Origin of the sequence: Paenibacillus sp. FSL H7-0756, assembly GCF_038006765.1 — a bacterium.
GTDB lineage: Bacteria > Bacillota > Bacilli > Paenibacillales > Paenibacillaceae > Paenibacillus_AQ.
Window position 1 is genome coordinate 2,467,819 of record NZ_JBBOVT010000001.1, and the last position, 20,745, is coordinate 2,488,563.

The 20,745-nt window shown below is 55.9% G+C and carries 19 protein-coding genes, 1 pseudogene and 1 riboswitch; of the genes and pseudogenes, 17 read left to right on the forward strand and 3 right to left on the reverse strand.

The window, feature by feature from the left end; translation table 11 throughout:
* Positions 1-39: 39 nt before the first annotated feature.
* The 6 genes from NST04_RS10920 to NST04_RS10945 are packed head-to-tail and all read left to right on the forward strand — an operon-like array spanning position 40 to position 5,973.
* Positions 40-927, forward strand: coding sequence for a carbohydrate ABC transporter permease (locus NST04_RS10920; RefSeq protein WP_339250561.1), 888 nt, complete (start codon positions 40-42; stop codon positions 925-927).
* A gap of 33 nt (positions 928-960) precedes the next feature.
* Entirely contained in the window at positions 961-1,848 is an 888-nt protein-coding gene (locus NST04_RS10925) for a carbohydrate ABC transporter permease (protein WP_341184263.1), read from the forward strand.
* Positions 1,849-1,889: 41 nt separating this feature from the next.
* Positions 1,890-2,966, forward strand: a complete 1,077-nt coding sequence (locus NST04_RS10930; protein WP_341184264.1) for a glycoside hydrolase family 76 protein — start codon at positions 1,890-1,892, stop codon at positions 2,964-2,966.
* Between the two features lie 18 nt (positions 2,967-2,984).
* Positions 2,985-4,043 carry a glycoside hydrolase family 76 protein gene (locus NST04_RS10935; RefSeq protein ID WP_341184265.1) on the forward strand — a complete coding sequence of 353 codons (1,059 nt, stop codon included), beginning with the start codon at positions 2,985-2,987 and terminating at the stop codon, positions 4,041-4,043.
* A gap of 56 nt (positions 4,044-4,099) precedes the next feature.
* Positions 4,100-5,662 (forward strand): glycoside hydrolase family 76 protein, encoded by a 1,563-nt coding sequence (locus NST04_RS10940; RefSeq protein WP_341184266.1) that lies wholly within the window; start codon positions 4,100-4,102, stop codon positions 5,660-5,662.
* 26 nt (positions 5,663-5,688) lie between these two features.
* Positions 5,689-5,973: a hypothetical protein gene (locus NST04_RS10945; RefSeq protein ID WP_341184267.1), complete on the forward strand. Its 285-nt coding sequence runs from the start codon at positions 5,689-5,691 to the stop codon at positions 5,971-5,973.
* Between the two features lie 113 nt (positions 5,974-6,086).
* On the opposite strand, the gene hpt is transcribed toward NST04_RS10945, so the two are convergent.
* The 3 genes from hpt to NST04_RS10960 are packed head-to-tail and all read right to left on the reverse strand — an operon-like array spanning position 6,087 to position 8,753.
* Positions 6,087-6,614 carry a hypoxanthine phosphoribosyltransferase gene (gene hpt, locus NST04_RS10950; protein WP_076079431.1) on the reverse strand — a complete coding sequence of 176 codons (528 nt, stop codon included), beginning with the start codon at positions 6,612-6,614 and terminating at the stop codon, positions 6,087-6,089.
* 30 nt (positions 6,615-6,644) lie between these two features.
* The gene (locus tag NST04_RS10955; protein ID WP_341184268.1) at positions 6,645-8,159 is read right to left on the reverse strand and encodes an IMP dehydrogenase; all 1,515 of its coding nucleotides are present in this window, start codon (positions 8,157-8,159) and stop codon (positions 6,645-6,647) included.
* A gap of 33 nt (positions 8,160-8,192) precedes the next feature.
* Positions 8,193-8,753, reverse strand: a complete 561-nt coding sequence (locus tag NST04_RS10960; RefSeq protein WP_341184269.1) for a phosphoribosyltransferase — start codon at positions 8,751-8,753, stop codon at positions 8,193-8,195.
* A gap of 125 nt (positions 8,754-8,878) precedes the next feature.
* A riboswitch (purine riboswitch) is annotated at positions 8,879-8,981 on the reverse strand.
* 331 nt (positions 8,982-9,312) lie between these two features.
* Between NST04_RS10960 and hemA the strand changes: the two genes are divergently transcribed.
* From hemA to NST04_RS11015, 11 genes and pseudogenes are all read left to right on the forward strand, one after another.
* The gene (gene hemA, locus NST04_RS10965; protein WP_341184270.1) at positions 9,313-10,704 is read left to right on the forward strand and encodes a glutamyl-tRNA reductase; all 1,392 of its coding nucleotides are present in this window, start codon (positions 9,313-9,315) and stop codon (positions 10,702-10,704) included.
* Between the two features lie 5 nt (positions 10,705-10,709).
* The gene (ccsA, locus tag NST04_RS10970) at positions 10,710-11,537 is read left to right on the forward strand and encodes a cytochrome c biogenesis protein CcsA (RefSeq protein WP_341185221.1); all 828 of its coding nucleotides are present in this window, start codon (positions 10,710-10,712) and stop codon (positions 11,535-11,537) included.
* 152 nt (positions 11,538-11,689) lie between these two features.
* Entirely contained in the window at positions 11,690-11,842 is a 153-nt protein-coding gene (locus tag NST04_RS10975) for a hypothetical protein (protein WP_341184271.1), read from the forward strand.
* Positions 11,843-11,880: 38 nt separating this feature from the next.
* Positions 11,881-12,528, forward strand: a complete 648-nt coding sequence (locus NST04_RS10980; RefSeq protein ID WP_341185222.1) for a precorrin-2 dehydrogenase/sirohydrochlorin ferrochelatase family protein — start codon at positions 11,881-11,883, stop codon at positions 12,526-12,528.
* Positions 12,529-12,823: 295 nt separating this feature from the next.
* A complete protein-coding gene (gene hemC / locus NST04_RS10985) occupies positions 12,824-13,771 on the forward strand; it encodes a hydroxymethylbilane synthase (protein WP_341184272.1) in 948 nt (315 codons plus the stop codon).
* A gap of 101 nt (positions 13,772-13,872) precedes the next feature.
* Positions 13,873-15,420 (forward strand): uroporphyrinogen-III C-methyltransferase, encoded by a 1,548-nt coding sequence (gene cobA, locus NST04_RS10990; RefSeq protein WP_341184273.1) that lies wholly within the window; start codon positions 13,873-13,875, stop codon positions 15,418-15,420.
* 161 nt (positions 15,421-15,581) lie between these two features.
* Positions 15,582-16,580 (forward strand): porphobilinogen synthase, encoded by a 999-nt coding sequence (gene hemB, locus NST04_RS10995; RefSeq protein WP_036698946.1) that lies wholly within the window; start codon positions 15,582-15,584, stop codon positions 16,578-16,580.
* An 18-nt stretch (positions 16,581-16,598) separates the two neighbouring features.
* The gene (gene hemL, locus NST04_RS11000) at positions 16,599-17,900 is read left to right on the forward strand and encodes a glutamate-1-semialdehyde 2,1-aminomutase (protein WP_341184274.1); all 1,302 of its coding nucleotides are present in this window, start codon (positions 16,599-16,601) and stop codon (positions 17,898-17,900) included.
* Positions 17,901-18,025: 125 nt separating this feature from the next.
* Positions 18,026-18,745 (forward strand): annotated as a pseudogene (locus tag NST04_RS11005) (RluA family pseudouridine synthase); the annotation flags it as partial.
* 776 nt (positions 18,746-19,521) lie between these two features.
* Positions 19,522-19,941, forward strand: a complete 420-nt coding sequence (locus NST04_RS11010) for a hypothetical protein (protein ID WP_341184275.1) — start codon at positions 19,522-19,524, stop codon at positions 19,939-19,941.
* Between the two features lie 118 nt (positions 19,942-20,059).
* Positions 20,060-20,611 carry a hypothetical protein gene (locus tag NST04_RS11015; RefSeq protein WP_340752087.1) on the forward strand — a complete coding sequence of 184 codons (552 nt, stop codon included), beginning with the start codon at positions 20,060-20,062 and terminating at the stop codon, positions 20,609-20,611.
* The last annotated feature ends 134 nt before the right edge of the window (positions 20,612-20,745 follow it).

The following is a 20,745-nucleotide window of genomic DNA, read 5'->3' on the forward strand; positions in this document are numbered from 1 at the left end:
TGCCATGGAGCCTTGCCGGATGATGAGAGGGGGAGTTGTATGGCTTCCATGAGAAAAGTGGAACGGCACGAAGCCCGGACGGCTTATGTATTCATTACGCCTACGGTGCTGCTGTTCACTGTGTTTACAGTTATACCTGTAGTGATGGCCCTGTATTTAAGCTTCACCAACTATGATGTGCTTAGCCAGAATGACTGGGTCGGCCTGGACAACTACCGCCGCCTGATTGAAGACAGCCTGCTGTGGAAGACGTTCAAGAATGTGTTCTTCTACTCGATTATTTTTGTTCCGCTGAATATTATCATTTCCCTCCTGCTGTCCATGTTGCTGAGCAGGGCGTGGCGGGGAGTCAAGCTGTTCCGCACCTTCTATTATCTGCCCACGCTGACATCGGCTGTAGCGGCGGCAACCGTATGGATCTGGCTGCTGCATCCGGAATTCGGTCTGGTGAACGGCTTGCTGTCCTATGTGGGCATTACCGGTCCTGCCTGGCTGTCCGAGACAAGTACGGCAATGCTGTCCATTGTAATGCTCACCCTCTGGCAATCCGTCGGCTCCAATATGATTATTTATCTGGCCGGTCTGCAGGGTGTCCCGGATTATCTCTATGAATCGGCACGGCTGGACGGGGCGAATACATTTGACAGCTTCCGCTTCATCACCTGGCCGCAGCTGCGGCCAACTACCTTTCTGGTCAGCACGATGGCGATTATCGGTGCGCTGCAGCTGTTTGACCAGGCCTTTGTACTGACGCAGGGCGGCCCGGCCAATGTGACCAAGACCCCGGTCTACCTAATCTATCAGCAGGGCTTCAATCAGCTGCAGATGGGCTATGCCTCGGCGCAGGCCTTTGTGCTTGCTGTAGCCATTCTTATTTTCTCGCTGATTAATATGCGGGTCTCCAAAGCGGAGGAATCGATCATTTAGGGGCAGCTTGTCCAGGAAAAGGAGGTTTGCAGGATGGGTGTTACTGGGGGTTCGGCCTTGAAGAAGGGCCTCTACAAGCTCATTTTCTATATTGTATGTATCCTTATAGCGGTTGTCATGTTTCTGCCATTCTACTGGAGTTTGCTAACCTCACTCAAGCCGGATGATGAGATTTTTGCGATGCCGATCCAGTGGTTTCCGGAGCATCTGACCTTCGAGCATTACCGCAAAGCCTTTTCAACGGTGCCGTTTGCTTTATTCTTCTGGAATTCGCTCGTGCTTGCCGTGTCGGGCGTCCTGGCTAACCTGTTTTTCGGATCACTTAGCGGCTATGCCTTTGCGAAGCTGAGATTCAAGCTGAACAAGCCGGTGTTCCGCGTGCTGCTGGCGGCAATGATGATTCCCGGCATTGTGACCATGATCCCGACAGTGTATGTGATGCGCCATATTCCGTTTGCCGGAGGCAATGATCTTTTTGGCGGGGGCGGCAATGGGCTGATGAACTCCTTCTGGGGCATTATTCTTCCCGGTGCTTCCGGGAGCTTCGCTGTATTCTTTATGCGGCAATTTTTTCTTACGCTCCCCACTGACATGCTGGAGATGGCCCGGATTGAGGGCTGCGGGGAATTTAAAATTTTCTGGCGGATCTATCTGCCGCTTACCCGTCCGGCGCTGGCTACCTTGAGCATCTTCACCTTCCAGGCCGGCTGGAACAGCTTCCTGTGGCCGATGATCGTGCTGAATGATCCGGACAAGGCGACGATTCAGATGGGCCTGCAGGCTTTTTCTTATAATTTTCAGACGGATTACGGGCCGATGATGGCCGGGGCGCTGGTGGCGATTCTGCCGATACTGGTGCTGTTCCTGGCGCTGCAGCGTTATTTTGTACAGGGGATTGCCTTCAGCGGCATCAAAGGCTGAGCCAATTAAGGGAGGCAAATTATAGACGGGAGAGAGGCCATATGAAGCAAATAGAGCTTGAACAATGGGCGGAACGGGCGGACTCGGCGCAGGAAGCGCTGGATGTATTCTTCTGGAACGAAGACATCGGAATGTATGACATTGAGACACCTTGTCCCGAAGACGCATGTAATACGGTCTTTCATTATTGGTGGATGGCCCATGGCGTGGATGTGCTGGTGGACGGCCTGCTGCGGACTGGGGCTGCTAAGTACCGCGAACGACTGTCCGCTCTACATGGGGGGCTGCTCCGCCGCAATGACGGAGTATGGCCCAATGAGCTGTACGACGACATGGAGTGGATGGCCCTGGCCTGGCTTCGCGCGTATCAGGCAACCGGAGATGAGTTGTACAAAGAGACGGTTCTTATCCTCTGGACGGATATCAAAACCGGCTGGAACAGCCATTCGGGGGGCGGCATTGCCTGGCAGAAATCGCAGCTGCATTACAAGAACACCCCGGCCAATGCACCGGCGGCCATCCTTGCCGCCCGCCTGTATCAGGCCTTTGGAGATCCGCAGGACCTGGAGTGGGCGCATGCGCTCTATAACTGGCAGCAATCCCGTCTGGTGGACCCGGACACGGGCTTCGTCTGGGATGGGATGAACCGTACCGGTGACGGCGGGATCGATAAGGATTGGAAATATACGTACAATCAGGGTGTTTATATCGGTGCGGCTATCGAGCTGTACCGGGTTACCAGGAGCCGTGACTATCTTGAGGAGGCCCGGCGCACGTTCGCCGCAGCGGTCAAGGAGCTGGCTGGCCCGCATTCCGGTATACTCCCGGATGAGGGCGGCGGCGATGCCGGTCTCTTCAAGGGCATTCTGGTCCGCTATGCGGCAGAACTGGCACAAGCCGTACCGGAAGACGGAGCCGCTGCGGCCTTCTTGCGCAGTAACGCAGAGATGCTGTGGGACCAGGGGAAGCCGGCAGACCGGGTTCTGTTCGGACCTGACTGGACTGCGGTGCCTTCAGGCGTAGTTCAATTGAGCACCCAGCTGAGCGGCCTGAAGCTGCTGGAGCGGATGGCTGTGCTTGCAGGGACCGGGCAGCCGAAAACTCGAACCTCATTTTAGAATAGGAGGAGGTGGCGTATGGATCATTACAACGGGACATCATCAGCAGAAGAATGGGCAGCGCGTGCAGACTGGCTCCAGGACTCCCTGTGGCGGCACTACTATAATGCGGACAGCGGAATTATGAACCAGTGGTATCCGCGGGAATACAGCAGGGCAGGCGACAATTTCTACTACTGGTGGCAGGCGCATGTCATTGATGCTCTGACCGATGCTTACGAACGGACGCGGGATTCTGGATATGCCGAACGCATCCGCGGCCTGAGCCGCAGCTTGAAAACCTATAACGGCGGGACGTTCAAGCATAATTATTATGATGATATGGAATGGACTGCCCTTGCGCTACTGCGGGCGCATCAGGCTACCGGTGAAGCGGAATATCTGAATGCTGTACTTGAATTATGGGCGGATATTCAGACGGCCTGGAATGAGCACTGCGGGGGCGGCATGGCCTGGAAAAAAGATCAGCTGGATTACAAGAACACGCCGGCGAATGCTCCGGCCGCTATTCTGGCCGCCCGCCTATACTCGCTGCTTGGGCATGAGGAGGATCTGAACTGGGCGATCCGGATTTACCGCTGGAACCAGGCCAATCTGGTTGACCCTGACACCGGGTTCGTATGGGATGGAATGAACCGGCAGGGCAATGGGCAGATCGATTACGACTGGGAATTCACTTACTGTCAGGGCGTGTTCGTGGGAGCGGGGATAGAGCTCTGCCGTGTCACCGGCGATTCCGGCTATGCCGCAGATGCCCGCCGGACCGCCGAGGCCTGCATCGGCCGCTTATGCCATTCTGATTCGCTGCTGCTGCCGGATGAAGGGATTGACGACACCGGATTGTTCAAGGGAATTCTGATCCGCTATCTGGTACAGCTGGAGCAGCATTTCCCCGGAAATGACCGGGTCCGTGAAGTCATATGGGCCAATGCCCGTACGCTATGGGCGCAAGGGCTGGACCGGACGCTGGGGCTGTGCGGACCCTCTTGGGAGCAGGTTCCCGTACTGCCGGTACAACTCAGTGTACAGCTCAGCGGTCTGATGCTGCTGGAGGGAGCAGTCAAGCTTAGCCATTAGCCCGCTGCCGCCTGACGGTTGTGGACTGGATGTACAAATGAAGGGGGTATTTGGAAATGTTCACCTGGAAGAAAGTAAGAACGGCCGCAGTTCTCTGTCTGTTGTCCCTTTCTCTGTCTGTACCGTCTCCCGGTGCGGGAAGTACGGCAGAGGCTTTCACCGTCTCTAATGCTGATGCTGCAATGAACTCTTTTGTGCAAGTATTCTATGATTCTTCCGCCAAATACTTCTATACCAACAGCGATCATCAGATTCATTCTGAACATGCCCATGGACCGGATGGAGGACTCTACACCGATTTCTGGTGGGAAGCCCAGCTCTGGGAGACCGTAATGGATGCCTACGAACGCACGGGCAGCAATGTCTACCGCACGATGATTGGTGACATCTACACCGGATTCAACGCCAAATACCCGGATATGATGACAAATCCGTTCAACGATGACCTGGGCTGGTGGGCGCTGGCCTGCGCAAGAGCCTATGAACTGACTGGAACGACGGAGTATCTGAACCGTGCCAGCTTCCTGTTTGGCCAAATCTACAGCGAATGGGACAGCACGTACGGCGGCGGGATCTGGTGGAGAAGGGACGCCCATGTGCCGGGCCAGGCCAACGCCCAGAAGAATATGGCCACGAATGCTCCGATGGTTATGACCGCAGTCAAGCTGTCTAGTGCCTACAATGATCCTGCTTATCTGACCAAGGCTACTCAAATCTATAACTGGACCAAATCTACCCTGGTTGGCGGCAGCAAAATCAACGATCATATTGAAGGTGCAGGCAGCGGTATCGTTAAGGATTGGGACTTCACTTACAATTACGGAACGTTCCTGGGGGCGGCTGTGTCCCTGTATCAGGCTACCGGAACTGCCGCCTACCTTACGGATGCCAATAATGCAGCCGGGTATGCCGTTAACAAAATGGTATCAGCCCAGACTCTGATGTATGAAGGGGAGAATGATGCCGCGGGCTTCAAGATGGTCTTCGCCCGCAACCTGAACCGTCTCCGTACGCTGGGCGGACAGCCGCAATACCTGAACTTTCTCCAGCAGAATGCAACGCAGGCCTGGAATCACCGCCGCGTAAGCGATGGAATCATCGGCAGCGACTGGCTGCGTAATACAGGCTCCTCCTATGTGCAGAGCCTGGCCGCCGCTGCGGGCGCTTCTATTCTGCAGCTCGTTCCCGCTGACGGCTACACCGGGTACATTGCGGGCAACGGGGCTTATGAAGCGGAGAACGCAGTGCGGACGCTGGTTGGCGGAGGCGGAATGATCAATGAGAGCACCAATGCCGGTTTTACCGGAAGAGGGTACGTCGGGGGATGGAACACAAGCGGCACCTCCATTGATTTCTATGTCAACCAGAATACGGCCGGCACCAGAACCGTCACCTTCCGCTACGCGGCGGCGGCCGGCAATGCTTCACGCTACGTGAAAGTGAACGGCGTGGTAACAGCCTCCAATCTGGTATTCAATTCTACCTCCAGCTGGAGCGCCTACGGAACGGTATCTGTCACGATTCCGCTGAACGCAGGCTCGAACACCGTTCAACTCGGGTATGACAGTGCGCTCGGAAATTCAAACTATCTGAATGTTGATTTGCTGAGCGGGCTGTAAATGCGGGGCGGCAGAACAGGCGGATTGTGAAAGCAAAAAGCAAGGGCACGCAGGAGTTTCTGGGTCCTGAGGTAATATTGCAGCACAAAGGGAGCGCCGTAATTGGCGCTCCCTTCTGCTTGCTTATTAGTTCTAGTACAGCGTCAGATTTAAAGATGAAGATGGGAGTTGTTCATTGCGGCGTTTGGCAAGGTGTAACGGACTGGGGCGCGCTTATTCCAGATGAAAGCTACCGCTTGGGCAAAGTAACGGACCCCATGGAGCTTATTCTTGGAATTTCTAATCTTAACCATCTCGTAGAGAGACGATAAGGTCCACTCCGTCCGTTAAACCTCAAAAAGGGGCGTTTTCCTGGGAATAGGGTCTATCAGGTCCGTTAGAGCCCACTCATCGCGCCCACTCCAACTTTTTAAATCTGACCCTGTTAGTCCCCGGTCTCTACGATCCAGACCTCCGGCAGATTGCGGTACTGCTCGGCGTAATCCAGGCCATAGCCGACGACGAATTCGTCCGGGATGTCAATCCCGCTGTAGTCAATGGGGACATCGACGAGGCGGCGGGAAGGCTTGCTGAGGATAGTGCAGATCCTTACGCTTGCCGCCTCGCGCAGGGCGAACAGCTCCTTCAGATGCTGAAGCGTCAGGCCGGTGTCGATCAGATCCTCGACCAGCAGGATATGCTTGCCGCGGATATCCATGTCGATATCCTTCTTGATCGTAATGACACCGGAGGAGGTGGAGCTTGCCCCGTAGCTGGACACCGACATATAGTCGACGCCGACCGGGAAGGTGATCTCACGCATCAGATCAGACATGAAGACGGCCCCGCCCTTAAGAATGCCGATAAGCACCAGTTCCTTGCCTTCATAGTCGCGCGATATTTCAGCGCCCAATTCCTGTACTCTCTGCTGTAACTGGTCCTTGCTAACCAGAACTTTTGTAATTTGGGTCATGGTTGACGCTCCTTATGGATTAGGATGTGATCACGAGGATGATCTGTCCTTTTCCTTAAGCATAACATCATGTGCGCCTCCTTCAAAGATCGTTGTCGAGGAGACCAGGGTAATCTTGGCCTTCTGCTGTAGTTCCGGGATGGTCAGCGAGCCGCAATTGCACATGGTGGACTTGATTTTGCTGATGCTGAGATCAAGATTATCCTTTAGCCGGCCGGCATAGGGGATGAAGGAATCCACGCCCTCCTCGAATTCCAGCTTGCTCTCCTTATCGGCATTGCCGAAGTCATAACGCTGCCAGTTGCGGGCCCGGCTGGAGCCTTCGCCCCAATATTCCTTGACGAAGTTCCCGCCGACCAGCAGCTTACGTCCGGGGCTCTCATCAAATCTGGCAAAATAGCGGCCCAGCATCACGAAGTCAGCGCCCATCGCCAGCGCCAGCACAATATGATAATCATGGACAATCCCGCCGTCCGAGCAGATGGGAACATAGATGCCGGTCTGCTCATAATATTCCTGGCGGGCCGCCGCCACTTCGATGACAGAGGAGGCCTGGCCCCGGCCGATGCCCTTTTGCTCCCGGGTGATGCAGATGGAGCCGCCGCCGATACCGACCTTGATGAAATCTGCTCCTGCCTCTACGAGGTACAGGAAGCCTTCCTTGTCAACAACATTGCCCGCGCCGACCTTCACGCTCTCCCCGAAAGTCTCCTTAATATAATGGATGGTCTCCGCCTGCCACTCCGAATACCCGTCAGAGGAATCGATGCACAGGATATCTGCTCCCGCTTCCACCAGCGCAGGTACACGCTCCTTGTAATCCCGCGAATTGATTCCGGCACCCACGATGAGCTGTTTGTTGTCGTCATGCAGCTCCAGCGGATACTCCTGATGGCTGTCATAATCCTTGCGGAAGACGAGATGGACGAGATGGCCGCCGGCATTTACAATCGGCAGGCAGTTCAGCTTGTGGTCCCAGATCATGTCGTTCGCTTCGGTCAGGGTAATACCTTCCCGCGCGAAGATCAGCGAAGCGAGCGGAGTCATGAACTCCGTAATCGGGCATTCCGGAGGCAGCCGGTTCTCGCGGTAATCGCGGCTGGTGACAATCCCCATCAGCTTGCCGGTCGGTTCCCCGTTGTCCGTAATGGCAATGGTAGAGTGGCCGCTGCGTGCTTTGAGCGCCAGCACATCCTGCAGGGTATCCTCCGGCCGCAGATTGGAGTCGCTGAGGACGAAGCCGGCCTTGAATTTTTTGACCCGGCGGACCATCTCGACCTGCTGCTCGATAGACTGCGAGCCATAGATGAAGGAGATGCCGCCGCTTTTGGCCAGGGCAATCGCCATGTTATGGTCGGATACCGCCTGCATTACGGCCGAAGTCACGGGGAGGTTCATGGTCAGTGCCGGGGTCTCTCCTCGCCGGAATTTGGTGACCGGTGTGCTAAGATCCACATTTGCGGGAATGCAATCTTTGGTGGTCAGGCTGGGTACCAGCAGGAACTCACTGAAGGTTCTTGAAGGCTGCTCGTAATAAAAAGCCATGGCTTGTCACTCCCCTGCTATTTTTTTGACAACTCATACCTGGGACAAAAATCTGACGGGTACTCCAATGTCCGCTTCCAGCTGCCTGTAATGCTCCCCTTTGGCCAGAATTGCCTGCACACCGACAAGCTCTATGCCCATCACGGACAACTGAGCAGCAATGCAGCGGATCGTAGCACCTGAACTAATCACATCATCCAGCAGCAGTACGCGGTCACCGGCAGAGAAGCCGTCAAAATAAATATAATTCTCATTATACGCCGTCTCGCGTCTGACACTAACCTCATAATTCTCATACAGCTCCGTGCTGAGCCGCAGAATATTCATCGGCTTCATCAGCTTATAGGCAGCCAGCATCCCCCAGGTATGACCGCCGGGTTCAGGGGAGACAATGTAATCAAAATCGGGAAACTGCTCCGTTACAGCATCCGCCAGATTGTGAGTGATTTCACGGATCAGCTCGGGGGCGATGTACGTACCGCGTTCTCCGAAGGGGTAGAGCTTGAAGTCATAGGCGGTGTCCTTGTTCTTGTAGATCCTCACATTTCTAGCCTTACGGATCGATTCACTTAAGCTTGTGTAGGAAGCACTCATTTGCCCTCACTCCTTCTATTATAAATGGATGCCAAAAACCCCAGGCTAAAGGAGGCGCAGTCCAAAGCAGGATACATCAGCGGAGAAAAGCCCGGTTTCGCCCGTGAGCTCACACTGATTAATCCAGCAGGGGGCTGGCCTCTTGTAGCCTGGGGCAATTTACGGTTGCCTGTAGATACGCCCATTCCGGATTAACGGGCTTATACAAGAGAGGTTTGAAGAGATATAACTGACGCGATGCTAACTTGGATACGGAGAATCAGATTATTTTCGCTACATATGTTATAAAACTTAACTCAGATCATTTGTTATATGCTATCATCCGCAATAAAGTGTGTCAATATTTCATCAATATGTTATATTTAATTACTTATGCACTTGTTTATAATAATTATTATCTGCAATTCATAAATAGTTCAAAGGTTTTGTTAAAAGCCGTATTTTGATGTGATATACTTAACACAGCGTTTTGAGATCTTGTGAAATTGATTCTATTATTTGCTGATAAGCAGTAACAGCGCCTACACCAATGAATATAGATTAGGATGGTGAACAAGCGATGCATATTGTCGTCGTTGGCCTGAATTACCGTACGGCTCCCGTAGAGGTGAGGGAACAGTTCGCTTTTGCCGAAAAGGATCTGCCTGCTGCGCTTCATCAGCTGCTGCAGACGAAGAGCGTTCTGGAAGGGGTCGTTGTCGCCACCTGTAACCGGACGGAAATTTATGTGGTCGTGGACCGCCTTCATATGTGCGGATATTTCATCCGCAGCTTCATGGAGCAGTGGTTCGGAGTAAGAAGTGATGTATTTACGCAACATATGTATATATATGAAGACGAGCAGGCGATTGCCCATCTGATGCGTGTCACCTGCGGTCTGGATTCCATGGTGATTGGCGAGACACAGATTCTGGGTCAGGTGCGCAGCGCCTTCCTGACGGCTCAGGCGGAAGGGGTTACCGGAACCTGGTTCAACCGGCTGTTCAAGCAGGCGGTGACGCTCGGCAAGCGTGCGCATAGTGAGACCTCGATCGGCGAGAGTGCGGTGTCGGTCAGCTATGCGGCAGTGGAGCTGGGGAAGCGAATCTTCGGCATGTTCACCGGCAAAAGAGTGCTCATTCTCGGCGCCGGCAAAATGAGCGAGCTGACGGTCAAGCATCTTTACAGCAGCGGCGCGGCGGAAGTCATTGTCGCCAACCGTACCTTGTCCCGTGCTGTAGAGCTGGCCGAGAAATTCTCGGGTAAACCCCGCACGATTGAAGAGGCGCTGAAGTCTCTGGATGAAGTGGATATTGTGATCAGCTCCACGGGTGCGGACGGCTATGTGCTGACGGCAGCCCAGGTAGCCGAGGGCATGAAGCGCCGCCCTTCACGGCCGCTGTTCATGATCGACATTGCTGTGCCACGGGATATTGATCCTGCCGCTGCCAGTGTGCCGGATGTGTTCCTCTATGATATTGATGATCTGGAGGGCATTGTGGAGAGCAATCTGGAGATGCGCCGCAGTGAAGCCGCCAAGATTGAGGTTATGATTGAAGGTGAGATGGAGGAATTCCAGCAATGGCTGAAGACGCTGGGAGTCAGACCGGTGATCCGTGCGCTGCAGGACAAGTCAAACGGAATTTATGAAGAAACGATGGATAGTCTGTTCAACAAGCTGCCTGAGCTGGATGAGCATCAGCGCAAGGTGATCCGCCGGCTGACCAAGAGCATCGTCAACCAGATGATGCACGATCCGATCAACGTGATTAAGGAGATGTCCGGCGGCAAGCAGGGGAATGAAGCGCTGGAATATTTCACTCAAATCTTCGCCCTGCAGGAGCAGCTGGATGCAGGTCCGGCCGGTGAAAGTGTTGAACCGCTTCAGCGCAGCGCTGCTGAACGGCCCTCCGGCGGAGAGATCCGTGTGCCGGGAGCGGTGCTTACCCCAGCCGGTTTGCTGGGCGGGTGAGCCACATGCTACTGCTGAACGGAATATATGATGCCGCTCTGCTGCTATATGCCCTGAGCCTGCTGTTTGTTTTCTCGGATTGCCTTCGGCGTAATCCGGGCGGAAAGCGGCTGGGCACAGGGCTTCTTGCTGTCGTGGGCCTGCTGCAGCTGACCGGACTTGCAATTCGCTTCGCCCAGGAGGGCGGATTGCCGATTTTCACGCCTTATGATTTCTTGTTTTGGTTCTCCTTCAGCATGGTGGTTACCTCGTTCGCCGTGACGTATACGCGCGGGGGTGAGTTCACGGTGCTGCTGCTCAGCATGGCGGGCTTCAGCGTCTTCCTGCTGAACCGGGTATGGCTGACGGCAGAGGATCATACGCTGCAGAGCTGGAGTGCGGTGCACGGATGGTTGGCGATGCATGTAATTTTGGCGAATCTGAGCTTTGCCGCACTGACACTGGGGACGGTATTTGCGATAATGTATCTATTCCTGCATACGAAGCTGAAGAATAAGAAGTGGGATGACCGCGTCCGCAGGCTGCCTAGCCTGGAGACGATGGATAAATATTCCTACACGGCGATCCTGGCCGGAGTTCCGCTTCTGTTGGCCTCGCTGATTCTGGCGGGTCTGTCGATTGTCGCGGAAGGGCGGACGCCGCTATTTCAGGACACGAAGGTCTTGACCACGCTTACGGGCCTGGGTGTCTACATCGTCTACCTGGTGCTGAAGTTCTCCGGCCGCCGAAGCGGTACAGTCATGGCCCGCTGGGCGATTGCCGGGTACGGCTTCATTATTCTTAACTTCCTGCTGAATTCCTGGTCGGAGTTCCATGGCTGGGGCGGGGAGTGAAGCGGGATGGAGCGGCAGGTGTTCCATGGGAGATTGCATGGGATGGAAGATAAGGGCGAGAGGTAAGGTTCACAGCGATGAAGGCGGTAATAACTGCGATTGAGTTGGAGTGAGCGGGCTGAAGAGTAGCTTGCCAGTGGGATGGAAGATGGATGAGAGCGAGTTGGAAGTGCTGGGGAGCTGGAGTGAGCGTGATGGAGAGTAGCTTGCCGGTGGTATGGAAGATGGATGAGAGTGAGTTGGAAGTGCTGGGGAGAGCTGGATTGAGCGGGCTGGAGAGTAGCTTGCGGATGGACGTTGGATGAGGGCGAGTCGGAAGTGCTGGGGAGCTGGAGTGAGTGGGATGAAAAAGTATCTGCCGATTATGCTGGATGTGGAAGGCCGGCGGGTGGTGATCGTTGGCGGCGGGGCGGTGGCTGTGCGCAAGGCGGCTCCGCTGCTGGAAGCGGGCGCGGAGCTGGTCATTGTCAGCCCCTCGCTCAGCGGGACGCTGGCTGCGATGGCTGATGAGGGGCGGCTGCAATGGATCAGCCGCCCCTATGCTCCCGGGGATCTCCAGGGAGCTGTTCTGGTCTATGCCGCCAGCGATAACAGGGCGGTGAACGAGGCTGTTGCCGCGGAAGCCCGGCAGCTGGGGCTGCCCGTTAATGTGGCCAGCCATGCAGAGGCGGGCACGTTCATTACGCCCGGCGTGCTCCGCCGCGGGCGCTTGACGGTTACGGTCTCGACCTCCGGGGCGGGACCGTCGGCGGCTGCGGAGATTACGCAGCAGATTGCGGGGCTGCTCGGCGAGGAATACGAGCCGTATCTGGATTTCCTGCATGAGCTGCGGACAGCGATTAAGCAGCTGGAGCCGGCGGCAGAGACCCGGGCGCGGCTCTTGCGGCGGCTGGGGAAGCTGGATGTGTTGAATGAGCTGCGGCAGGGCACCTTTATACCATGGACACGCGGGGAGATTGAGGCTTGGGTGGCGCGCAACCGGGAGGAATAGGCGGCGGAAGTGGCTGAGGCGGGCGAATGAGATGTACAAATACCCTTGAATTCAGCGAAAGTGGCTCAATCGAGCAAATGAGGTGTATAAATACCCTTGAATTCGGCTGAAGCGGCTCAATTGAGCAAATGAGGTGTATAAATACCCTTGAATTCGGCCGAAGCGGCTCAAGTGAGCAAATGAAGTGTATAAATACACTTGAATTCAACCGAGGCGGCCCGGGCGTGTTTATCCACGGGAGAGTTGCACGGCGGCGGCTGGAATAAGGGACTGACTTAAACAGGGGGAATTGGGCATGCGGAAGATTATCGTGGGCAGCAGACAAAGTGCGCTGGCTTTAACGCAGACGGGGCATGTGATTGCCGATCTGGAGCGGCTTAGCGGAGCGCATGGGTTTGATTTTACTTTTGAGGTGCATAAGATTGTGACCAAGGGTGACCGGATTCTCGATGTGACCCTGTCGAAAGTGGGCGGCAAAGGTTTGTTCGTCAAGGAAATTGAGCAGGCGATGCTCGCCAAGGACATTGATATGGCGGTACATAGTATGAAGGATATGCCTTCCGAATTGCCGGAAGGCTTAATGAATGGAGCGGTGCCGAAGCGCGAAGATCCGCGCGATGTGCTGATCTCAAGCAGCGGAGCGGGCCTTGAGGAGCTGCCGGAAGGCGCGCGCGTAGGCACCAGCAGCTTGCGGCGCTCCAGCCAGCTGGCTGCGCTGAGACCGGATCTGCTCATTGAGCCGGTACGCGGCAATATCGACTCCCGGCTGAAGAAGCTGGAGAGCGGCGAATATGACGCGATTCTGCTGGCAGCGGCGGGGCTGTCGCGAATGGGGTGGCAGGACCGGATTACGGCATATTTGCCGCCTGAGGTCTGCCTGCCCGCTGTCGGCCAGGGCGCACTCGGCATCGAATGCCGCAAGGACGACAACGAGCTGCGCAAGCTGCTGGCGCTGTATAACGATGAGCGCACGGCGCTTACTGTTACGGCGGAGCGGACCTTCCTCGGCGCTCTGAACGGGGGCTGCCAGGTGCCGATTGGCGCCTATGCGGTACTTGAATCAGAAGCCGGAACAGCTGCGAGGCCGTCCATAACGTTAACCGGAATGGTCGGAACACCGGACGGCACAGTCATTCTGAAGGAGACCTGCACCGGTGAAGATCCGGTGGAGCTGGGTGCGGAGGTTGCACGGAAGCTGGTGGCCCGAGGTGCGGAGAAGATTTTGGCCGATGTAAGGGAATAAGGAGTACATGGGGTACGGGTTATACAGGGGAGCAGCGCAGGTTACCGAGAAGCTTATGCAGGCCTGAATAGTATGTGTATAGGGATAAGGGGATGACGGAGATGGCGGGGAAGGTATATCTGGTAGGTGCAGGTCCGGGGGATGCGAAGCTGATTACGGTTAAGGGGCTGGAGTGTATCCAAAAGGCCGATGTGCTGGTCTATGACAGACTGGCCAGTCCAAGGCTGCTGAAATGGATGAAGCCCGGCGGTGAGAAAATTTACGTAGGCAAGCTCTCGGACCGCCATACGATGAAGCAGGAGGATATTAATCAGCTGCTGGTGAATCTCGCGCTTGAGGGCAAAACGGTGGTGCGGCTGAAGGGCGGGGACCCTGTGATTTTTGGCCGGGTGGGTGAAGAAGCAGAGCTGCTGCGCAGGAATGGCATCTACTATGAGATTGTGCCGGGCATTACCTCAGCCATCAGCGTCCCGGCGTATGCCGGTATTCCGGTAACCCACCGGGAGGCGTCGTCTTCCCTGTCGATTATTACGGGCCATGAGAGCCCGGATAAGCTGGATCATTCCATTCAATGGGATAAAGTAACGAATGCGACAGGCACGCTGGTATTCCTGATGGGTGTCGCCAAAATCGGTTACATCAGCGCCCAGCTCATGAAGCATGGCCGTCCGCCGGAGACTCCGGTGGCGCTGGTGCGCTGGGGGACCCGTGCAGATCAGGAGACGCTGACCGGCACGTTGGCCGATATTGAGGCGAAGGTTACAGCGGCCGATTTTCAGCCGCCGGCGGTTATTGTGGTCGGTGACGTTGTGCTCCAGCGGGAGCACCTGATGTGGGTCGAGGCGCTGCCGCTGTTCGGCAAGCGGATTGTAGTGACGCGGGCGCGCGCACAGGCAAGCGAACTGGTGGACCGGATCGAGGAGCTGGGCGGCGAGCCGTATGAGTTCCCGGTCATTGAGACGGTGATGCAGCGGGATGCGGACAAGCAGGCGGAGATCGCTGCGGCACTTGGCGGGCTTGCGGCGTATGACTGGGTGTTCTTCACCAGTCCGAACGGCGTAGACTTCTTCATGCGGCATCTGACGCAACAGAAGCTGGATATCCGCAGCCTGCACAGGGCGCGTCTATGCGCAGTGGGACCGGGTACGGCTGCAGCGCTCGCAGAGCGCGGGCTGATCTCCGAAGAATTGCCCGGCCGCTTCCAGGCGGAAGGGCTGATTGAAGCGTTCGGCCCGGAGCTTAAGCCAGGGCAGAAGGTGCTGCTTCCGCGCGGCGATCTGGCGCGCGAATGGCTGCCCGGCAAGCTGAGGGAGCTGGGACTTGCAGTGACGGAAGTGGATACGTATGAGACGGTGGTCACCGGCGAGGATGATATTGAACTGGTGAAGCTGCTGGAGGAGAAGCGCATTCATGCGGTGACCTTCACCAGCTCGTCTACAGTGCGCAATTTCCTCGGCATCCTGCAGCGGATGGGCCTGGAAGATCCGCTGGCGCTGCTGGCAGGCGTTAAGATTGCCTGTATCGGTCCGGTTACCGAACAGACCGCAGTCGAAGCAGGCTTCACTCCGGGACTGCTCCCGGAGGAAGCCACCATAGAAGGACTGGTGCAGGAGCTGTGCCGCTGGAATGAAACGACAAGGCTGAGATAGCCTGTTCCTTCCAGATCTGTCAGCGCTGCCTTTGAGCGTTACAATCGGGTCCGGCCTATTATCTTCGTTAATTTTAACATCTCAATACGGCTTAAGACGATTAGATGTGCGTATCTACTTAACTGCTTATTAACTACTTACTGAACAGGAGGTTTACAGCAATGAGCTTTCCAATAACCAGACACCGCCGTTTGCGCGGGTCGGCCGGTATTCGCGGCATGGTGCGCGAGACGGTGTTGAATGTGCTGGATTTCATCCAGCCGATTTTTGTAACCTATGGAACCGGTGTGAAGAATGAGATCAGCTCCATGCCCGGCGTGTATCATTTCTCGCTGGACACGCTGAAGGCGGAGGTGGATGAGATTGCTTCCCTGGGCATTCCGGCGGTACTGCTGTTCGGTATCCCCGAGACGAAGGATGCGGTTGGCTCGTCCGGCTTCGCAGATGATGGCATTGTGCAGGAAGCCACGCGTCTGATCAAAAAATGGTATCCCGACCTGCTGGTCGTCGCCGACACCTGCCTGTGTGAATTCACTGACCACGGCCACTGCGGCATGGTGCATACCCATACGGTGGATGGTGTGGTGCATGGGGATGTAATCAACGATGCTTCGCTTGAACTGCTGACCCGCACGGCGGTCTCACAGGCCCGGGCAGGGGCGGATATTATCGCGCCGTCCAACATGATGGACGGATTCGTGCAGGCGATCCGTGCCGGACTCGATGCGAATGGCTTCGAGCAGGTGCCGATCATGTCCTATTCGGTAAAATACGCCTCCGCCTTCTACGGCCCGTTTCGCGAAGCAGCGGATTCCGCTCCCCAGTTCGGCAACCGCAAGACGTATCAGATGGACCCGGCCAACCTGCGGGAAGCTATCCGCGAAGCGGATTCCGATGTGCTGGAAGGCGCGGATATGCTGATGGTGAAGCCTGCACTGGCTTATCTGGATGTAATCCGTACGATCCGCGACCAGTTCGATTTGCCTCTCGTAGCCTACAATGTCAGCGGTGAGTACTCGATGGTCAAGGCGGCTGCGCAGCAGGGCTGGATCGATGAGCAGGCGGTTGTGCTGGAGATGCTGACCGGCATGAAGCGCGCCGGAGCAGATGTAATCATTACCTATTTCGCCAAGGACGCAGCCCGCTGGCTGCGCGGCTAGGATCAGGAGGGAACAAGCATGGGCAATATACCGCTGAACCGCCGGGAAGAGGCTTCCCGCACCGCTTTTGAAGAGGCAAAACAATATATTCCCGGCGGGGTGAACAGCCCGGTCCGGGCATTCAAATCCGTAGGATTGACCCCGGTGTATGTCGAGAGGGGCGAAGGCTCGCGGATCTACGATATTGACGGCAACAGCTTCATTGACTACGTATGTTCGTGGGGACCGCTGATTATGGGGCATGCCCATCCTGAGGTGGTGAAGGCGTTGCAGGAGACTGCGGCCAGAGGGACAAGCTTCGGCGCGCCTACCCTGCTTGAGACCGCAATGGCCAAAACCGTGGTGGAACGCGTAGCCTCGGTGGACATTGTCCGCATGGTGAATTCGGGGACGGAAGCGACGATGAGCGCGATCAGACTGGCCCGCGGCTACACCGGACGCAGCAAAATCCTCAAATTCGAAGGCTCCTATCACGGCCATGCCGACAGCCTGCTGATTAAAGCCGGTTCCGGGGTGGCTACGTTGGGGCTGCCGGATAGTCCGGGCGTGCCGGAAGGTGTGGCGGTGAATACGATCACGGTACCTTATAATGACCTGGACGGGGTCAAAACCGCTTTTGAACGTTACGGCAACGAGATTGCCGCTATCATCGTTGAGCCGATCGCCGGAAATATGGGCGTGGTGCCTCCGCTTCCGGGGTTCCTGGAGGGGCTTCGTAAGGTGACTACGGGGTACGGGGCTTTGCTGATTTTTGACGAGGTGATGACCGGCTTCCGTGTGGACCGGGGATGTGCGCAGGGACTGTTCGGGCTGGACCCGGACCTGACCTGCTTCGGCAAGGTTATTGGCGGCGGGCTTCCTGTAGGGGCTTATGGCGGCAAAAGAGAGATCATGGAGCAGATCGCCCCGTCCGGCCCGATCTATCAGGCAGGCACACTCAGCGGAAATCCGCTGGCGATGGCGGCGGGCTACAGCACGCTTGCGCTGCTGACCCCTGAGGTCTACACCCGTCTGGAGTCGCTTGGCGCAAGGCTGGAAGCCGGACTTAAACGCAATGCGCAGGAGACGGGAATTCCGCTGACGATTAACCGCGTGGGCTCGATGGTATGTCCGTTCTTCACGGAGGAGCCGGTCATTAACTTCGAGACGGCCAAGACCAGTAACCTGGAGCTGTTCAAGCGTTATTTCGGCAAAATGCTGGATCAGGGCATCAGCGTTCCGCCGTCCCAGTTCGAGGGAATGTTCGTATCCGCTGCGCATAGCGAGCAGGATATTGACGATACAATTGCGGGCCATTATCAGGCCCTGAAATCGCTATGACGGCCGGACCGGAGGAGTTGTCCGGCCAGCATGGCAGCGGCGCGGGCCAAGACGGAAGTGATACCGCCAGCGCCCCCTTCGCGGGCGGCGGCAAGTGGACCCGGCGCGGGGAATGGCTGGAAGCCATGCCTGGCCGGGTCATTACGTCGGCTGCCGACAGACCGGCAGCCATCGATGCCTGGCTGCTGGGCGTAGCCGGCATGCCGGAGAAGCTGCATGCCCGGCTGCGCCTCGAGGACGGCATCCAGTGGAGGGGCGACCGGCTGCGGCTGGCCCTGTTCCCGCACCGGGAAGCGGGAATAGAGCCGGTATGGCAGGAAGCTGCGGCTGAGGTGCTGTTCGAGGACGACTTTTGCCTCGTGGTCCACAAGCCTGCGGGTATGGCAGTTCATCCGGACGGCACCAGCACCGAGGTGACGCTGGATCATCTTGTAGCCGCGCATTATGCGGCTTCCGGCGGCGGCATTGCCGTCCGTCATATCCACCGGCTGGACAAGGATACCACCGGACCTGTGCTGTATGCGAAGAACGAATACGCCCAGCTTGTGCTGGATGAAGATATGCGTGAGAAGAAGGTATCCCGCCTGTATGCCGCGATTGTTGAAGGCACAGTGCCGCCTGAGCTTACAGTGATTGATGCCCCCATCGGCCGTGACCGCCATCATGCGGCGCGCAGACGGGTATCCCCTGGAGGGCAGGCGGCGGTAACACGGATTGTGGGGCGCGAAGCCCTGCCCGGCGGAACCGTAGTGAAGCTGGAGCTGGAGACGGGCCGGACGCACCAGATTCGTGTCCACCTCAGCCACGCGGGGCATCCGCTCTTCGGGGATGACCTCTACGGCGGAGCGGGCTGGCATACCGCGGGTATTCCCTCTTTATATGATGAGAAGCAGCCGCGCACGAAGCCTGGTCAGGTGAAATCTGCCATTACGGCCTGGTTCGAAGAGCAGGAGAAGGCAGGCCTTACCCCTGGTCTGCAAATCTCCGGCAAGCAGCCGGCTCCTCCCTTGAGGCCGGGAGTCAAGGCAAAGCCGGAGAGCTCCGGCCGCCAGGCGCTGCATGGCGAGAAGCTGATTTTCGCCCACCCCTGGACCCGCAACAAGATTGAAGTAGCCGATCCCTGGCCGGAGGATATGCGCCGTCTGCGCGGGCAAATCGGCGGCGTAGACCAGGAGTAGCCATTAACTAATGGAGCCTGTGAAGTTAAGACAACTCCATAGATGTCATGCCCAGCCGGGCCGCGTCTCTCTGAACTCTGGAGGATGCGGCTTGGCTTTTTTGTTGTTGTTCAGGCGACCTTCCCTCCAGCCGGAACATCGAACAATAAGCGGATTTATGCTATTTAATTTACGAACCATTACTCCCCGAGGAGCGCTAAGTGGATTTAGGGCATCTAATTTTCTCAATATGCCCTATATGTTTATTTTCAGCTTATATAAGTGTTGTTTGTCCAACTATTGCTGGATATTCGTAGATTTACTGATCAATAGTTGCCCTTTTTCCGCTTAATTAATTGAAGCCATCAGTTCGCCCGCGTCCCCTCTGATACATTTCCGTGCTCAAGCCCGTCTTACTAGTATGAGGAGATGATCTGGCTGTGAGAATAAGAAGGAATCGCTTAGTGTTAGTGATCTTAACTGCCTCGACTCTGGTGATTGCCGCCGGAATAATGCTGGTTGTGCAGTTGGACAACAAATATGGCGTACTGGGTCTGGTTGCCCAGCTTCAGAGCTTCCAAGTGAGGGTGGACAACCAATCGGACTTTGAGCTGCGTATACTGGAGACAGGAGTGGTAACCGGCGCAGCTGCGGAGGCGTCAGTAGACGAAGTTGGCAAGATACTCAAAAGCGGAAAAACAGTAAAAATTAAACCCCAGCTGACCTTAAGCGGTGAGGGCGGTATTTATTTGAAGTATTCAGACCCTAGGGAACCGGATGTTCCCAAAACCATCGGAGTATGCTCCTACACCGAGACTTTATCCGGATATTCCAAGGTTATTATTACGAATGACAAGGTGACAATCGAACAAAACTGCAGCTAATCTATAAGTGATCCATATATTTGCAGATTCCTAGTAACATTTGTAACTGACGGGCTTCCAATATATTGATAAATATAGTATGTAAGCGAAGCTCATTTCATGAACTGGGGGAATATTTGTGAAAAAAGTTACTAAGTTAATGCTCGTGGCCGGCATCTCATTGGCACTTGTCGGGGTAGGGAACAGCGGCGCCCTGAACAATGTCACTTCGGCAGCGAGCGCACCGCTTAAGGTAGGCCGGGTGGAAGCGGCTGCCCATGGCACCAAATGCTTCACTGTAGCGGTTGCTGTAGTACAAAATGGCGTAATCGTTGCGGCTTCGCTGGATGATTATCAGTTCCTGGGCACCGATGTAGCCACTGGCGTACCGAACTCGGACAAGGATTTCGGCCAGAACTACAAAGATCCGAACATGGTGCTGGCCTCCAAGAAGACCAATGCCAAATACTACAGTGAGCACATGAAGGAAGAAGCCAAATCGACAGTAGCCTATGACAAGAACCTGGCAGCGATCGAGAAATTCGCCACTGGCAAAACGATTAAATCCCTTGAAGCTACACTGACTAACAAAAGCAAAGAGCAAGTCGTTGATGCTGTAAGCGGTGCAACTTTGGTGGATACCCAAGGTTACCTGAAGGCTATTCTAAGCGCAGCTAAGGCTGCAAAATAAACAACTGTTCCATCATTTAACCGATGTTAACCCCTTCATGGCTGCGGCTGTGGAGGGGTTTTGCTATGCGGTTTCCATTTGTCACCAGACCGGCTCCGCTGTTCAAGAGAGTGGCACCCCTGCAATTATGGGTA

Excerpts from the sequence above, each read along its gene's own strand:
- NST04_RS10960 (WP_341184269.1), bottom strand. The coding sequence starts at position 8,753 with ATGAGTGCTTCCTACACAAGCTTAAGTGAATCGATCCGTAAGGCTAGA.
- NST04_RS10925 (WP_341184263.1), top strand. The coding sequence starts at position 961 with ATGGGTGTTACTGGGGGTTCGGCCTTGAAGAAGGGCCTCTACAAGCTC.
- NST04_RS10955 (WP_341184268.1), bottom strand. The coding sequence starts at position 8,159 with ATGGCTTTTTATTACGAGCAGCCTTCAAGAACCTTCAGTGAGTTCCTG.
- hemB (WP_036698946.1), top strand. The coding sequence starts at position 15,582 with ATGAGCTTTCCAATAACCAGACACCGCCGTTTGCGCGGGTCGGCCGGT.
- hemC (WP_341184272.1), top strand. The coding sequence starts at position 12,824 with ATGCGGAAGATTATCGTGGGCAGCAGACAAAGTGCGCTGGCTTTAACG.
- NST04_RS10980 (WP_341185222.1), top strand. The coding sequence starts at position 11,881 with ATGAAAAAGTATCTGCCGATTATGCTGGATGTGGAAGGCCGGCGGGTG.
- hpt (WP_076079431.1), bottom strand. The coding sequence starts at position 6,614 with ATGACCCAAATTACAAAAGTTCTGGTTAGCAAGGACCAGTTACAGCAG.
- NST04_RS10935 (WP_341184265.1), top strand. The coding sequence starts at position 2,985 with ATGGATCATTACAACGGGACATCATCAGCAGAAGAATGGGCAGCGCGT.
- cobA (WP_341184273.1), top strand. The coding sequence starts at position 13,873 with ATGGCGGGGAAGGTATATCTGGTAGGTGCAGGTCCGGGGGATGCGAAG.
- NST04_RS10975 (WP_341184271.1), top strand. The coding sequence starts at position 11,690 with ATGAGAGCGAGTTGGAAGTGCTGGGGAGCTGGAGTGAGCGTGATGGAG.
- ccsA (WP_341185221.1), top strand. The coding sequence starts at position 10,710 with ATGCTACTGCTGAACGGAATATATGATGCCGCTCTGCTGCTATATGCC.
- hemL (WP_341184274.1), top strand. The coding sequence starts at position 16,599 with ATGGGCAATATACCGCTGAACCGCCGGGAAGAGGCTTCCCGCACCGCT.
- hemA (WP_341184270.1), top strand. The coding sequence starts at position 9,313 with ATGCATATTGTCGTCGTTGGCCTGAATTACCGTACGGCTCCCGTAGAG.
- NST04_RS10940 (WP_341184266.1), top strand. The coding sequence starts at position 4,100 with ATGTTCACCTGGAAGAAAGTAAGAACGGCCGCAGTTCTCTGTCTGTTG.
- NST04_RS10930 (WP_341184264.1), top strand. The coding sequence starts at position 1,890 with ATGAAGCAAATAGAGCTTGAACAATGGGCGGAACGGGCGGACTCGGCG.
- NST04_RS10920 (WP_339250561.1), top strand. The coding sequence starts at position 40 with ATGGCTTCCATGAGAAAAGTGGAACGGCACGAAGCCCGGACGGCTTAT.